The organism is Hymenobacter taeanensis, from assembly GCF_013137895.1.
GTDB lineage: Bacteria > Bacteroidota > Bacteroidia > Cytophagales > Hymenobacteraceae > Hymenobacter > Hymenobacter taeanensis.
In genome coordinates, this window is sequence record NZ_CP053538.1 from 841,930 (window position 1) to 856,110 (window position 14,181).

Here is a 14,181-nt window from a genome sequence, read left to right on the forward strand (position 1 = left end):
CCCGCTGGCATATGCCAACGGGGCTTTTTGTTTATTCAGCCTATATTTTCTCCCTACTAACCTATCCCCCACTCATCTTCATTCGATAAGCTCGCACGCGAGCTTCGGCATTTTGGCGAATGTTGTAGTAGAACAGACTATAGTCGGCGATGTGGAAGGAGTGGCGCAGTTCGGGGCGGCCGGGTAGCAGAAAGCGGGGGTAGCCGTCGCGGATGGGTTTATGCACCCACAGAATACCGTTGTGGACTTTGGCATCTACTACGCGGGAGTCACGCCGATTAAAAGAATATGGTACGCCACCTAAGTTCAGGCGAGCCTCAGCGGTTGCGGTATCACGTGACCAAGTAAGCGGGTTAGTAGCAACGCTGTTTTTATACGGAGCGTATTCCTGGCCCCAGTCGGCGGTGTTCCAGGTCACGTAACAGCCAGTTTGAGTAGAGTCCTCACAGGGCCGAATAACCTGCAGGGCGTCCTCGGGCACATTAAACCCCACGAGATACGCTGCCACAAGCTGATGCCGCAGCTTGGGGTCGTTATCGAAGTAATCTTGCAGAATGTGGGTCAGGTGCCGGGTGCCCTGGCTGTGCCCTGCCAGGATGATAGGCCTACCGTGGTTATAGTTTTTGAGGTAGTATTCAAACGCGTTTTTAACGTCGCTGTAGGCCACCTCAATGGCTTCATCCCCATTCCTGGTCTTCTCATCAAAGAAGGAATACAATGTAGCCTGTCGGTAGCGAGGTGCGTAAATTCTGGCAGTGCTATTAAATACCGACGCCTGTTTCCGGATAGTAGTGATATCCGTGAGGTGATTGAGGGACTTGTTTTCGAGGCTGGCGTTCCACTGACCGCGGCCCAGGTGCGTGGTTGGGTGTACGAAGAAGACATCTACTGGCGCATCGCGCTGCCGGTCCCGGAGCAGAGTGCCAATCGGCACGGCATCGGCGGAATCGAGGCGGTCGGGCAGGGCAGCCCAGTTGTCCTCCATGCGGTAATCAGGCGCATCGGAAATGTCTTTAACCGGGGTGAATTGGTGACTGGGCCGGAGGACTCCTAAGCAGGAGCTCAAAAACAGCAGCAGGGGTGCTAGCAGGTGCAGAGGGCGGGAAGTATAGGCAGGCACAGCAGGCAAGAGCAGGGGAGAAAGTACCCAGCCTGACGCGCAACTCCACGAGACAGGCCTGGACAGATACAGGGGCGGTAAAGTTACTCATTGAAGGTGTTTTCAAGGAGTCTCTCGCGGCGCAGATAAATGATCTTGAAGTTCTTATCGAAGCGTGCGCGCACCTGGGCCCGGGTTTGCTGATGCTTCTGCATAGACTGCCGCAATGACTGGATTTTCTCAATGTACGTTGCCACCCGGGAGCCGTCGTTAACGGGCGGGCTGATTTTCAGGGAGCCCGGCTCTATCTGGTTTTGCGCCTCCAGGAACTCAGGAAAGTAGCTCTTACCCATTTCCTCGGCGATGGCCGCCGGGGTGGTATTCTGCATGAGGTAAAATCGCTCTACCTGGGGAGCCAGGTAGGTACTAGCTGAGAAGGGCGGCGCCTGCATATCCTCATAGAAGGCGTTTAACACGCCCTGAATACGCGTTTGCGCATCGGCATCGGTAGCGGCGTCGGGAGTGGTGACGGCTTCTTCTGCCGGAGCTGTAGTAGCGGGCGCCAGGGCAGGGGTAGCAGCCTGGCCTATTGTATCAGCAGTAGCAGGAGCTGTTGGTATTACCGGTGCCACCCGAATAGTTTCAGGAGCCGCAGCGGGGGGCAGGTCAATCTGCTCAGCCTGAGGGCCCGTTTCGGGGCGGGTAGAAAGCGTGTCGGCGGCGGTGATAGTAGTACTCGTCAGACGCTCTGACTCCTTGTTGCCCAGCATGAGGTAGGCCACTATGGCTAACAGCGCTACAATGCCGCCCACAATAAGTACCGTGGTTAATGGGTTGCGTGAGGCCGCGTCGTTGGGTACCGGCAGGGTATCGTCCTCCAGAGTGCCGGCAGCCGGGTATACCTCATCATGTTGCGGGTCGGGGGTACGCGCACGCACTGTTTCCTGGGGCGGCAAAAACTCTGGCGCTGGCGACACGGGCGGTACTGCTGAAGCCTCTGCCCTCCCCGTGGTAACTGGCGGCACTATGGGCGGCAGCATCGGGTCCTCAACGGGGCCGCTGGTAGTGAAAGTCTGCTCAGCTTCGGGTGGCCTGGGCGGCTCGGGAGCCGGCGTGGCGGCCGAGCGGGAAGGATACATCTGGTCGGCGGCTGTTACCGCAGGCTTCTCTGGGGCAGGAGGTGGAGTAGAAGCTGGTGGGCCAGCGTTTTCGGAGAAAAGCAGCTTGCGCTTCAGAGTCTCAAACTCCTGAGGCGTAATAGTGCCCGCATCCAGCCACTCTTTTAATTGGCGCAGGGTGTCGAGGGGAGAAGGTTCGTTTTCCATGACAAGAAGCCAGCAGCGTAAGCAGCGCAGAGTTATTTACGGTCGAGGTTGGTAAGCCGGGCGCGGCGGCGCTCCACCTGGGCTTTACGCAATTCCAGCAGTCGTGCGTTGTCGAGGAGCTTCACAGAGTCTTCGGCCAGCTTGAGTTTATGGTCGGCGTTTTGCTGTTTGAGCTGCTCAATTTTGGTCAGGTTGCTTTGCGTGGTGGCGGCCAGTGAGGTCCGTTCTTTCTCCAGCTTCTCTTTCTCCTTCTCTGACTCTTTGAATTGTTTTTCAGCTTCGGCTATTTGCTCGCGGTAGGCTTTTACGCGGGCGGCGGCGGCAAAGCTCTGGGCAATGTTGCGCAGAGAGCTAAACTCTGAGGGCGTGCCGCCGGAGGTAATAAAGGCATCGGGGCCGAGCGCAGCCCACACCGACAGCTCGGCCACGGAATCAGAAGGAGCCGTAACGGAGGAGTACAGGTCTACCAGCTTCCCTGATACACTGGACATAGGCGCCTGCTTAGCCACCAGTATGTCCTTTTTGCCCACGCCCAGCACGCCATCACCCTTCAGCTTTATGTTGTAGGTATCCTTGAGCCAGGCCTGCCAGTAGTCGCGCGTCCATTGGGCGGTGCCTTCTACCTGCACCTTCACCCCATCGCGCTCTTTGCGCTCAAAATTCACGCTGCTGTTGCGCGCATCATACAGCTGCGCCTGCGCCGGGGCCGAGGCTAAAACCTGCACAACAAATGCCAGCAGGAAAGTAGGAAGACGGTTCATTGACATACTATTCAAGGGGGAGAAATAACCCAAAAGCGGACTTATCAGATACCGTGCCGGTCGAAGGCCGCTTGCAAGTCTTGCTGCATACCAGCAAAGCGCCGCACGGCGGCCTGCACAAACTCATTATCCAGGAGAAGATGCACATCCTCCTCGCCGGTTAAGTCCAGCTCGCTTACCTTATAGGTTTGCTCAAAAGGGCCCTTTTCCAGCTTAATAAGATATTTCCCATTCCAGGAAAAGAGCGTGATTTTGGCGTCGGGGTGCGGAATAATGGCTAACTGGCGCATAGCAGGCAAAACGTTGAGAGGGCGAAGATAGGTAGTGGTAGTTAAGCTTACCGGCGCAAGCTCAACATAACAGCGCCGTTTGGCCTGCGTAAAACCCATTAGCTCTCCCCTACTTTATCTTCCACCTTTTCCCCTCCCTTTCACTTATGCCACAAGGAGATAAATCGGCCTACACCGACAAGCAAAAGCGGCAGGCCGAACACATTGAAAAAGGATACGAAAAGCGCGGCGTTTCGGAAGAAGAAGCCGAAAAGCGCGCCTGGGCTACCATTAATAAAAACGATGGTGGCGGCAAAAAGAGCGGCTCGGGCCGTAAGAAATCTGAATAGCACTCCCCCTAGAATATTCCAGAACACAAAAGCGGACGGCTCTCATGAGTCGTCCGCTTTTGTGTTCTAGGAGAGTGCGTACACTAGGTCAGGGCAATGGTACGATTTTTCGGTGCGCCGTTCTGCAGGGCTGTGTTGGGCATCTGCTTGAGGTTGGAGCCCGTGGTTTTCTGCCACAAATTGATAATGAGCGAAATCTGTTGGGCAAAGGTATTGCCGGGCGCGCTTGGGTCGAACAGACCCTGAATGTTGGCGGCTATATCAAACTTGCCTTCCTCCACCATCCGCAGCAGAATAGCCAGCAAGGGCGCCAGCTCAAAGATGTCGTGGGTTTTGGAGTGGGGCGTGACGCCTACCAGCTTACCGAGCTTGGCCAGGCGCTCATAGGGCGTAACGGCTTCAGCGTTCAGCTCCCGTACCAGCTCCGTGTTGGTGGCAATAACCTGGTAGTACCATTCGGCCATTATCACCGACAAGAACTCTTCCTTCGAGAGGCTGCTGCTCTCATAAAACTCAAGGTTTTTATCGGCGTTGCGGCGGGAAAGCAGGCTATCTTTAAGTTGCAGCGCCAGCTCTGAAATAAAGATGATATCGGTGGTGTTGACGCCGCTGGTGTTTTTGTGGTTGATGACGCCCTGCCAAACTTCGCGCAGGAAGTGCTCCAAGAGCGCCACAAAATTCAGGTTGGCGTGGGTGGGCTTCACGAAGCTGACCGGCGTATTGGCTTGGCTGCCGTGGCCTAGCTCCAGCCCAAAAAGGCGGTAGTAGGCATTGCGGCGGGTAGCATCGAAGCTCGGGGCCAGCGCCGTTACCACGGAGCGGAACTGCGGAATATGCACATCCTTATAAAACAGGTCCTCCGTGTTACGAATCCACTCGCGGGTGAAGGCGCTGGGGTGGCCTAGATCTTCGCCTGTCTTGAACTTCATAATCAGGCGCTCGAAGATGACGAAGATGCGCGAGTGCTCGATGAGGTAGGCGAAGATGAGGTGGTAGGGCGGAAATTTATCTGCGGCAGGTACGTTGGCCCCTTTAATGTTGTACATCAGCTCATACCAGTGGTAGCCAATGCAGTTTTCGAGCACACCTGCATCGGGCATCGACACGAAGGCCCGGATAGAGTCGGCATTGGGTGCTTCCGTGTCGTCTTTGTTCAGGTCGATATTGAAGGAATCGGGTGGGCCGGGTGCTACATCGGCCCCAAACTGCCCGGGGAACGTCCAGCGCTTAATAATGGGCGTATTTACCGGCGTGCCGTCGTTGCGAAAGTTGGGCAGAGCATAGGGCCGCTCAGCATTGTTGTAGCTATACAGCGTGTTATACGCCTTGATCAACCTTAGAGTAGCTGACATGGTGGCGAAGGGTTAAAGGTGAACGATAGGCAACGACGAGAAATAGCTACACCCGGGTTTTGACGTAGGACCGCAGCAGCACTTCCAGCCTTCTCTGAAAATCAGGCGTGGTAGACAGCGGTGCGTCCTCCCCGTTTTTGCGGCCCTTCATGCGGCGCTTCAGATCATGCAGTTCCTGCTTGTAGCGGGCCATTTCGGCCCGAACTTCCTCTACTTCCTGGCGGGAAGCGGTTTCAATAATCAGCACGTCGGGGCCAGAATCGGGGCTTCCGTTGAATTCCGTATTCTGTGATTCCTCCGACTCAAAAGGTCCTTTTTGGTTTCTCATGACTTGGGGCAATAAAAGTGGGTGGGGTGTGCCGAGACACGCACGGGTATCAGTTCAAATTCACAGACCAGCCGAGGCGCTGCATCCATTCTTCCTGGCGCTGGTATTCGGGCGCGGGGTCATCGGCGGTGGCAATTTTAAGGCCGCTCAGGGCCAACAGGCGCAGGCATTCCTTCCAGATCCAGGCGTGGTTGGTAAACAGGGCCGGTCCGGCTACATATTCCAGCTTAGCCAGCTCATCGGGCCGCACGCGTAGTGGGTTCACAATTTCCGTGAGGGCCCTGCCCCCGAAGGCGCGGAAGCGCTGCTTCAGAATAATTTCCACGGCCTGGGGCAGCACCGAGAGGCAGGCCTGAATGACAAGGGCCGCATGAGAGCCACTGTTTTTGACTTGGTAAAAGTCGACCCAAGCCCGCTCCAAATCATCCCAGGGGCCTAGGCCAAAGCACTGCCGACACATTTCGGTGCCTAGCAGCACGCGCAGGTAGCTTATGGGGTGCGGGTCGCCGAGGTTATATTGCACTACGCTCCAGGTCTCGCCGGCCATTACATCGTGTAGGGCTGCTACAGCCGCGTAGCCCGTGTGCACAAAGGCAAACGCATCAGCGGCAATTTCTGAGGCCCAGCCTGCAAACTCGTCGGCCGCCAGGCCTGATTTTGCCTGTAGGCCAGTCCGTAGGCCCCGCGCCAGCTCCTCGTTCCAGTCCAGAATATGCGCCAGCTGGTGGCCGGTTTCGTGGATGGCCGAGGTGGGGCGCAACAGGTTATGGCGGGTAATCTTGATGACGGCCACGGGGCTGGTAGAGCTGTCCCAGAGCCGCAGCCCCGCTTTCATGATAGATGCCCCAAGGCCTTTATCGATGTAAGTGAGCACAGAGGGTACCGGCTGGTTGTTCACTTTGCTCAGCACCTCCTGCATACTTTGGGCGCAGAGCGCGTCGCAGGCTCGCAGCAGCGCCGCTACTTGAGGCGTAGTGCGCGAGTTGATGGCATCAGTGTAGAGATGCACGGTGGTTTCGCACTTCACGTACTGGCCCCGAAACTGAATTACCTGCTTACGCATTTCCAGTAGCGCTGCCTCGGTAGTGGCTTGGTCTAGCTGCATTTGCAGCTGCTTGCCGCTCAGCAGCAGGTTGGTAATAGACTGCGTTAGAAACGCCCGAATCTTTAGGCCTATGGCTTGGTCTACCCCGGCCCAAGCCCCCGGCGAGGCCAACTGCTCGTAGGCTGCCAGCCGCGTGGCAGCCTGAAGCCAGTGGCCAATTTGCCGCCGGATAAGCGGCTTCGTGCTGACAAGAGGAGGCGTGTGTACCATCATGGCGCCCGTGGTTTAATCAAACTGCCGTCCGCCTACTATCACCACGCTGGGTGTGGGGAGAGATGGCAGCACAAAGTCGGCCAAGTCGCCCAGATTGGTGGTGCCCTTCATGGCACTGATCACCAAGCGCAGCTTCGACATAATGGGCACATTGGTGAAAATGGCCTTCACTGTAACCCCGCTCTGGTTAGCTGATGCCGTGATAAACTCCTGCTTGCGCGATTTTAGGTAGGTGATGATGGAGTTGTAGACAACGTCGGCAAACTTGTTGATGAGCTTCTCTACTACCTTCACCAGCGCATCCTTCCCGAATTTGACCAGCGCGCCGCCAGCCGCTCGGGCCACTCCACCCAGAAATTGCTCTTGCGCGGGCTCGAAGTTCTCCAGATACAGCTCGGGCATGGCCTCATGCACAAACTTGACTTTGTGGGGCACGTTGCGCACAAGTGTATTTGTGAGAATATCCCGCACCACGTTCCGGATGGTACCCACCGCCGAGAGGTAGTCGCCGCTGCCTAGCTTCTGTCCGATGGCGCGGGCATCTTCCCCGCTAAAGAAGAAGTTAAAGCGGACTTCGCTTTTGAGAAAGTTCAGCACGCACTGCGCATCACTGGAGCGCGGAATAACAGGCTCTACTTTGGGGGGCGTCCAGGGGGCGCCGGGCGTAACTGGCACAGGTGGGCGGTTCACCTTTCCGGCCCCGTAGGGCGGATGCACTTTGGCGCCCGGAATTTCCAGGAAGTAAAACCGTTGCCCGGTACTAATCAGGTCGCGCGACTGCAGGAACCGCGCATCTACGTCACGCCCTAGGCCAGGCTCTTTGAGCAGCATGGCGGCGGCCGAGGTGGTAAGCGGGTGCAGTTGGCAATACGCCGACCAGTTGGAGCTACCTAGGCCAGGCAGCTTTTCCATCCGGGAAATGACAGAGAGCTTGGTGTGGCGGATAGCCTCGTAGAGGTGCACCTTGGCTTGCACGGGCTTACCCATGGGCAGCCCCAGCTTGTCTTTGAAGAAGCTTGCCAACGACTGCCCCTTGAAGGATTTCACCTGCAGGGCCGTGCGCGCATCAATTACCACCGGGAAAACGGTGGAATACTTGCGGTAAAAGCGCTTCACGCGTGGCATTTTGTACCACATGCCATTACCGGACGCCTGGCGCAGGGCCGGCTTAATCATAGCGGCCGGGAAGTTGTTGGCCACGGCCGTTTCAAAGGCCTCGCTCACCAAGCTCTGGACTACTTCCGGCTCGGCGGTGTAGTTCTCGGGCCGGCTCCCTATTTCCGTCAAAATTTCTTCTACCGTAGAGGCGTAGGCCTCATAGCCCAGCCGCTCCTGGTTTTGCAGGGGGCTTTCCAAGGAAATCATCGACATACCAATGTCCGCAATGGCGTTGCCTAAAGCCCGGTGGTGGGTTTTGAGCGTATTGCCCAATATTTTTCCTACCAGTTGCGCCACTAGGCCACCCAGGAAGTTCACCACTTTGTCGCGCCCGATGACGGTAATGGCCACCTTCAGAATGGGCAGCAGCGCCGGAATAAAGCGCTGAATGGCCGGGGTGGGGTCTTCCCCATCTTTCAGCTCACTGAGTTCCTGTACAAACCGCTCACGGGCAGCATCCAGGGAGCTGGCCTCGTCTTCTGATTGGGGCTGCTCGTTTTCCTGGAGGTAGTTGTTCACCGTAGCCTCGCTTTCCTGCTCGGTTTCGGCAAACAGCAGGTTGGTAACCCGCGCGTTAAACTCCATCTGAATTTCGTTGATCTCGTAAGTTGTGGGCTGCTCGGTTTCCGCCTCGGTTTCGTAGGCTTCTGCCGCGTAGCTGCCCTCCGTTTCAAACGACTCGCGGTTCATGAGCTTATTCACGAACTGCTTGGCAATAGGCCGCAGAAAGATGGGTAAACGGTTGATGGCAAAGTTGATAACCTTATGCACCAGGGGCTTTACCAAGGCCCTCAGCTTCTTCATAATCACACCGATGGGCAGGAATTTACCCGCGAAGGCAACACCCTTCTTGGCCAGATCTACAGCGCCTGCAATGCCTTGTTTCCCAATGTCAATGGCCTTTCTGGCCACGTTCTTTACCACCCGGAAAACCTTGCCGAAGAACTGCTCAAAGCGCGGCGAAAAGCCTTCATGATCTACTAGGTAGCGGTCGAAGAATTGTTCTAGTTCGGCCTCGCTCTTACTGCCCATGTCCTCCCGCTCCATTTCGGTGGCCATGTTATTGATCATGGTTTCCAGCTCATAGATGAGGGGCGCGGCGTGGTTGCGCAACTCGGATACTGTGCGCAGGCTGTACTCGCCGGCTTCATTGGCAAACCGGGTAGCGGCTACGTCCTCAAACTCATTAGCCAGTTCAAACAAGGCTTCGTTGAACTCGTGGTCGTGCAGCTCGGCCAGCATGCTCACCATTTGCTCGGCCAGCGGGTTGGTTGTAGGCCGTGCCTCCCCCGTGATTTCCAACTCTGAGATAAATGGGCTCTCCATATCTACCCCGAAGCTTTCCTGCAAGGGCAGCATTTCTTCGTACCGGACGTCGGCAAACTCCTCCTCTGACTCGTCGGCAAAAGGACTACTGGACAGCAAATCGTTTACTCGCTCACCATTCTGGGATGGGAAATAGGTATTCATAGCCACTCAGATTTGGGTACTGACTAACTGACTGAATCATTAGCAGGCCGCCAAAACCCAGAAAAGCGCACGAGTGCTGCTCCCTAATCAGGCAGGCATCCAGTGGCTCGGTTTCGCTAACGCGGCCGACGTCAATTGCAGAAGGCGCGGTACTCCGCTGCCTTTCCCATGAGCAGTTGCTCATAACTGCCCCACACCGTAGTGCACCCTTCGCCCCTACTTCGGCTACTGTTGTTAAGTATTATTAAGGTAATATATATTGTTTATATTTTCCAAACAATTCCCGCATTTTATCCTTGAGCTGCTAAGCTTATAGATACAAGTAGTGGAGCAAACTCATATAGTGAGCCGCCGCAAGGATTTGCCGGGGTGCCTGATGGAGTGGCCTAGGCCTATATCGTGTGCAGAATCACGTAGAGCGAGGCTGCGGATATCACCGTCCAGAGCAATACGCCCAGCACAAATGGCTTGGGCCCAACTGCTTTGATGGCCTTGCCAGAGAGGCCCGCCCCAATAAAAAACAGCGTAACGGTCAGGCCTAGCTTAGCCAGGTGTACTACGGTGGGCGCGGCTACTTGCAGGGCTGGCACGTAGGTATTGAGCAGCATGGCCACAATGAAACCCAGAATGAAGTAGGGAATCTTCACCTTCACATCTTTCTGCTTGAAGGCCAGCGCCGTGCCCAGAGCCACGGGAATAATCCAGAGGGCGCGGGCCAGCTTTACGGTAGTAGCTACTTGCAGGGCCTGGTCACCGTAAGCGGCGGCGGCCCCTACTACGGAACTGGTATCATGAATGGCAATGGCGCACCAGAGGCCGAACTGGTTCTGGGTCATGTGCAGCCAGTGGCCCAGCGGCGGGAAGGCGAACAGGGCAATAGCATTTAGGATAAACACCGTGCCCAGTGCCACCGATAGCTCTTCCTCCTTAGCCCGCAATACGGGCCCTACCGCCGCAATGGCACTACCACCGCAAATGGCGGTACCACAAGAAATAAGGTGAGTAACGTGGCGGCTTAGCCCCAGCCAGCGGCCCACAAAGTACCCGAGCATCAGCGTGCCCGTAATGGAAGCCACCGTAAACAAAATTCCTTGCTGGCCGGCCTGCACCGCCGCGTGTGCATTCATGCCAAAGCCCAGGCCTATTACGGAGTATTGCAGCAGTTTGGCCGTGAGAGCGCGTGTTTGGGTGGTGAAGGGGTTGCCTACTGTTTGGGCCAGTACCAGGCCTAGCGCCAGGGCCACAGGTGGTGAGGCCCAAGGCGTGAGACAGAACAGCAGGAAAAGAAAAAACAGCACCTGCTGCCCCGTAACCGAGTGGCCTAGCAGCTGATGGGGCTGACGAAAGGATTCCCAAAACCCGGCAGCAAGACCGTCGGGCGGCGTGGGATGAGAAGAGCGAGAAAGGGTGGTTTTCATAAGGGGTGGTAACTATGCCCAAAGGTACGCTACTCCCCTCTCGCTGGATAACCAATAATTGTTATAGGTTATTACTTCAAGTTATAGACACTGTTAAACGACTACTGCTCATAGTGCTTGTGCGCATAGGACAGAAAGCGCGTAGCGGCCGGCGACAATGGCTCTCCTTGCACCCACACGGCCTCAAACTGCCGGGCCAGCTGTAGCTCCGGCACTTCCACAATTTCCAGCTCCCCGGCCGCTACTTCTTTCACCAAAGCCCGCCCAGACACCACCCCCAGGCAGCCCGGCGCCGCGGCCAGGTAAAGCTTTATGGCTTCGGTGCTGTCGAAGTAAAAGGCCACCTGCAGCTCCGAGAGCTTTAGCTGGTGGGCCTTGAGGGCATATTCCAGCACCTCCAGGGTGCCGGAGCCTCGCTCCCGAAGCACTAGCGGATGCTGGGCAAATTGCGCTACGGTAAGGGTGGCGGGCTGAGTAGCATCAGGGCTACGCACCACAACCAGCTCATCTTCCAGGAGCAGCTCGTAGTGCAGGTCTCGGCTTTTGCTACGGCCCTCCACGAAGCCTAAGTCGAGGTGGCCCTGCAGGAGGGCATCGGCAATTTGCTCGGAGTTACCATTGAGCAGGGTAAGCTCAATGTGGGGGTAACGGGCCTGGAAAGCGGGTAGCAGGGGCGGCAACACGTATTGAGTGAGTGTAGTGCTGGCTCCCAGCCGCAAGCGGCCCCGGGCTGCTCCGTGCAGCAAGTGCAGCTGCTCAGTGAGCTGCTGGTGCAGGTTCTCTACGGCATCGGCGTGTTGCAGCAGGAGCTGGCCGGCCTCAGTGAGACTAATGCGGTTGCCTCGCCGCTCAAACAGACGCTGGGCATAGCTGCGCTCTAGCTCCCGAATGTGCTTGGTAATGGCGGGCTGAGTGATAAATAGCTCCTGAGCCGCTTTGGTAAAGCTCAAGTGGCGGGCTACCGACTGAAAAACTCGCAGACGAAAATCAGGCATGGCTGCAAGGTACGGGGCCGCCGGACGTAAGGAAATGAAACTCGCAGTTGCCCCAGCACATTGCCCAGAAGAAGCAACAGCGTTATGAGGCCAGGAGGAAGGCCCTAGGCCTCTGGTTACTGCATGAATAGCTCCACTGTTTGTTCGGGCTACATCCCGCGGCTGCCTAGGCCTGATCTGCTTAACTTGCTCCTTTCTTTCCCACTTGAATTCCCCATGAGAAAAACCTTTCTGACTGCGCTGGCCTTGCTGCCCTTGGCCGCTTCAGCGCAACAATCTGTGTACACCCCTGAGCTGCTGATGAAGCTCGGCCGACTGGGCGAGATGCAGGTATCACCAGACCGCAAAACGGTGGCCTACACCGTAACGCGCTATAATCTGAGCGAGAACAAGGGCAATACCGATATTTGGGTGGTGCCCGTGGCGGGCGGGGCAGCCCGGCAGCTCACCAATACCCCCGGCTCCGAAAATACTATCAACTGGCGCCCCGATGGTAAGCTGACTTTCCTCTCGGGAGAAGGCGGCACCGATCAGCTCTACGTGATGAACGCCGACGGCTCAGGTAAGCAGAAGCTCAGCGAGTTTCCCGACGAGGGCCTCGCCAACCTCAGATACGCGCCTACCGGCAATTTTATCCTCTACACGAAGGACGTGAAAACCGGCAAGTCGGTGCAGGACTGGTACCCGGATCTGCCCAAGGCCGACGCCAAGCTCATCGACGACCTAAACTACCGCCATTGGAATACCTGGGACGACTTTAAGTCGAGCCACGTGTTTTTCCAGCCCGTAGGCGACGATGGCCGCCCCACCGGCTACGGCAAAGACGTAATGCCTGGTGAGAAGTTTGATGCCCCACTGCAGCCCCTGGGCGGCTCAGAACAGCTGGCGTTTTCGCCGGACGGATACCGACTGGCCTACACCTCGCGCAAGCTCTACGGCAAGGCCGAGGCCGAAAGCACCAACTCCGATATTTACCTCTACGACATTAGGGAAGGGAAAACTCAGAACCTGAGCGAAGGGATGGATGGCTACGATACCGAGCCTATCTTCTCGCCAGATGGCTCGAAGGTAGCCTGGCTGAGCATGGCTACGCCGGGCTTTGAGGCCGACCGCAATGGCATTGTGGTGTACGATTTCAAGACGAAGAAGCGCGAGGACATTACACAGGGCTCAGAGCAGGCTGCCGCCAATATCCGCTGGAGCCCCGATGGCAAGACCATTTACTTTGTGAGCGTGCTGGAAGGCACTGAGCAGCTATTTTCGGTGCCGAGTAAGGGCGGCAAAATCAAGCAGCTGACGAAAGGTGCCCAGAACTACAACAGCTTTGAGCTGGCCGGCACCAACGTAGCCATTGCCAACAAAACCACCCAGGCCCAGCCCGCCGATTTAGTGCGGATAGACCTGAAAACCGGCCGCGAAACGCAGCTCACGAATATTAATCAGCAGGAGTTGGCTGGCGTGAAAACCGGCAAGAGTGAGGCGCGCTGGGTGAAAACCACCGATGGCAAGCAGATGCAGGTATATGTTATTTACCCACCCGACTTCGATGCCAGCAAAAAGTATCCTACCCTGCTCTATTGCCAGGGTGGCCCGCAAAGCCCCATTACGCAGAGCTTCTCATACCGCTGGAACTTCCAGCTGCTGGCGGCCAACGGCTACATTGTGGTGGCACCCAACCGCCGCGGCCTGCCAGGCTTCGGTACGGAGTGGAACAACAGCATCAGCGGCGACTGGGGCGGCCAGCCCATCCGCGATTACCTCTCCGCCATTGATGCCGTGAGCCAGGAGCCTTACGTTGACAAAGCCCGCCTAGGGTGCGTGGGTGCTAGCTACGGCGGCTACTCAGTGTACCAACTGGCCGGCAAGCACGAGGGCCGCTTCAAGACCTTTATTGCTCACGCGGGCCTCTACGACCTCACGAGCTGGTACCCCAGCACCGAGGAAATGTTCTTCGCCAAGCACGACATGGGTGGCACGCCCTGGGATGCTACGCTCAACAAGAGCTACATCGACTTCAACCCCCAGCAGTTTGCCAAGAACTGGGATACGCCCATCCTGGTGATTCATGGGGGCAAAGATTTCCGGGTGCCCGAGGGCCAGGGCATGGAGGCCTTTGGTACGGCGCAGCTGCGCGGCATTCCGAGCCGTTTCCTGTATTTCCCTAATGAGGGCCACTGGATTACCAAACCGCAGAACGCCGTGCTTTGGAACCGGGTGTTCTTTGACTGGCTTAGCCGGACGCTAAAGCCTGATGGGCAGGCGGCCCGATAACCACCTTTAGCTTGCTCCTACCCCTTCCTTTCCCCTGCATTTCAGCTGTTGCTTACGGTTGAGGTGC

General features: G+C 56.8%; 12 protein-coding genes. 2 read left to right on the forward strand and 10 right to left on the reverse strand.

Annotated features, from left to right (window positions below; translation table 11 throughout):
* Positions 1–61 precede the first annotated feature (61 nt).
* The 4 genes from HMJ29_RS03565 to HMJ29_RS03580 all read right to left on the reverse strand — a co-directional run bounded on the left by HMJ29_RS03565 (position 62) and on the right by HMJ29_RS03580 (position 3,475).
* On the reverse strand, positions 62–1,120 hold the full coding sequence (locus HMJ29_RS03565; RefSeq protein ID WP_171590198.1) for a DUF3089 domain-containing protein: 1,059 nt from the start codon (positions 1,118–1,120) through the stop codon (positions 62–64).
* Positions 1,121–1,203: 83 nt separating this feature from the next.
* Positions 1,204–2,424 (reverse strand): SHOCT domain-containing protein, encoded by a 1,221-nt coding sequence (locus tag HMJ29_RS03570; RefSeq protein WP_171590199.1) that lies wholly within the window; start codon positions 2,422–2,424, stop codon positions 1,204–1,206.
* A gap of 32 nt (positions 2,425–2,456) precedes the next feature.
* Positions 2,457–3,191 carry a glutathione S-transferase family protein gene (locus tag HMJ29_RS03575; protein WP_171590200.1) on the reverse strand — a complete coding sequence of 245 codons (735 nt, stop codon included), beginning with the start codon at positions 3,189–3,191 and terminating at the stop codon, positions 2,457–2,459.
* 38 nt (positions 3,192–3,229) lie between these two features.
* Complete coding sequence (locus HMJ29_RS03580; protein WP_171590201.1) at positions 3,230–3,475, reverse strand: hypothetical protein; 246 nt, start codon at positions 3,473–3,475, stop codon at positions 3,230–3,232.
* A gap of 146 nt (positions 3,476–3,621) precedes the next feature.
* Here HMJ29_RS03580 and HMJ29_RS03585 point away from each other — a divergent pair, with 146 nt between their 5' ends.
* Positions 3,622–3,804, forward strand: coding sequence for a hypothetical protein (locus HMJ29_RS03585; protein ID WP_171590202.1), 183 nt, complete (start codon positions 3,622–3,624; stop codon positions 3,802–3,804).
* Positions 3,805–3,887: 83 nt separating this feature from the next.
* On the opposite strand, the gene HMJ29_RS03590 is transcribed toward HMJ29_RS03585, so the two are convergent.
* The 6 genes from HMJ29_RS03590 to HMJ29_RS03615 form a co-directional block, all read right to left on the reverse strand.
* Positions 3,888–5,156: a hypothetical protein gene (locus tag HMJ29_RS03590; RefSeq protein ID WP_171590203.1), complete on the reverse strand. Its 1,269-nt coding sequence runs from the start codon at positions 5,154–5,156 to the stop codon at positions 3,888–3,890.
* Positions 5,157–5,202: 46 nt separating this feature from the next.
* Complete coding sequence (locus HMJ29_RS03595; protein WP_171590204.1) at positions 5,203–5,484, reverse strand: hypothetical protein; 282 nt, start codon at positions 5,482–5,484, stop codon at positions 5,203–5,205.
* A gap of 49 nt (positions 5,485–5,533) precedes the next feature.
* Positions 5,534–6,802 carry a hypothetical protein gene (locus tag HMJ29_RS03600; RefSeq protein WP_216634085.1) on the reverse strand — a complete coding sequence of 423 codons (1,269 nt, stop codon included), beginning with the start codon at positions 6,800–6,802 and terminating at the stop codon, positions 5,534–5,536.
* A 12-nt stretch (positions 6,803–6,814) separates the two neighbouring features.
* On the reverse strand, positions 6,815–9,430 hold the full coding sequence (locus tag HMJ29_RS03605; RefSeq protein WP_171590205.1) for a hypothetical protein: 2,616 nt from the start codon (positions 9,428–9,430) through the stop codon (positions 6,815–6,817).
* Positions 9,431–9,822: 392 nt separating this feature from the next.
* The gene (locus tag HMJ29_RS03610; protein WP_171590206.1) at positions 9,823–10,848 is read right to left on the reverse strand and encodes a YeiH family protein; all 1,026 of its coding nucleotides are present in this window, start codon (positions 10,846–10,848) and stop codon (positions 9,823–9,825) included.
* A 101-nt stretch (positions 10,849–10,949) separates the two neighbouring features.
* Complete coding sequence (locus tag HMJ29_RS03615) at positions 10,950–11,843, reverse strand: LysR substrate-binding domain-containing protein (protein ID WP_171590207.1); 894 nt, start codon at positions 11,841–11,843, stop codon at positions 10,950–10,952.
* A 216-nt stretch (positions 11,844–12,059) separates the two neighbouring features.
* On the opposite strand from HMJ29_RS03615, the gene HMJ29_RS03620 reads away from it, so the two are divergent.
* Positions 12,060–14,114, forward strand: a complete 2,055-nt coding sequence (locus HMJ29_RS03620) for a S9 family peptidase (protein WP_171590208.1) — start codon at positions 12,060–12,062, stop codon at positions 14,112–14,114.
* Positions 14,115–14,181: the final 67 nt, after the last annotated feature.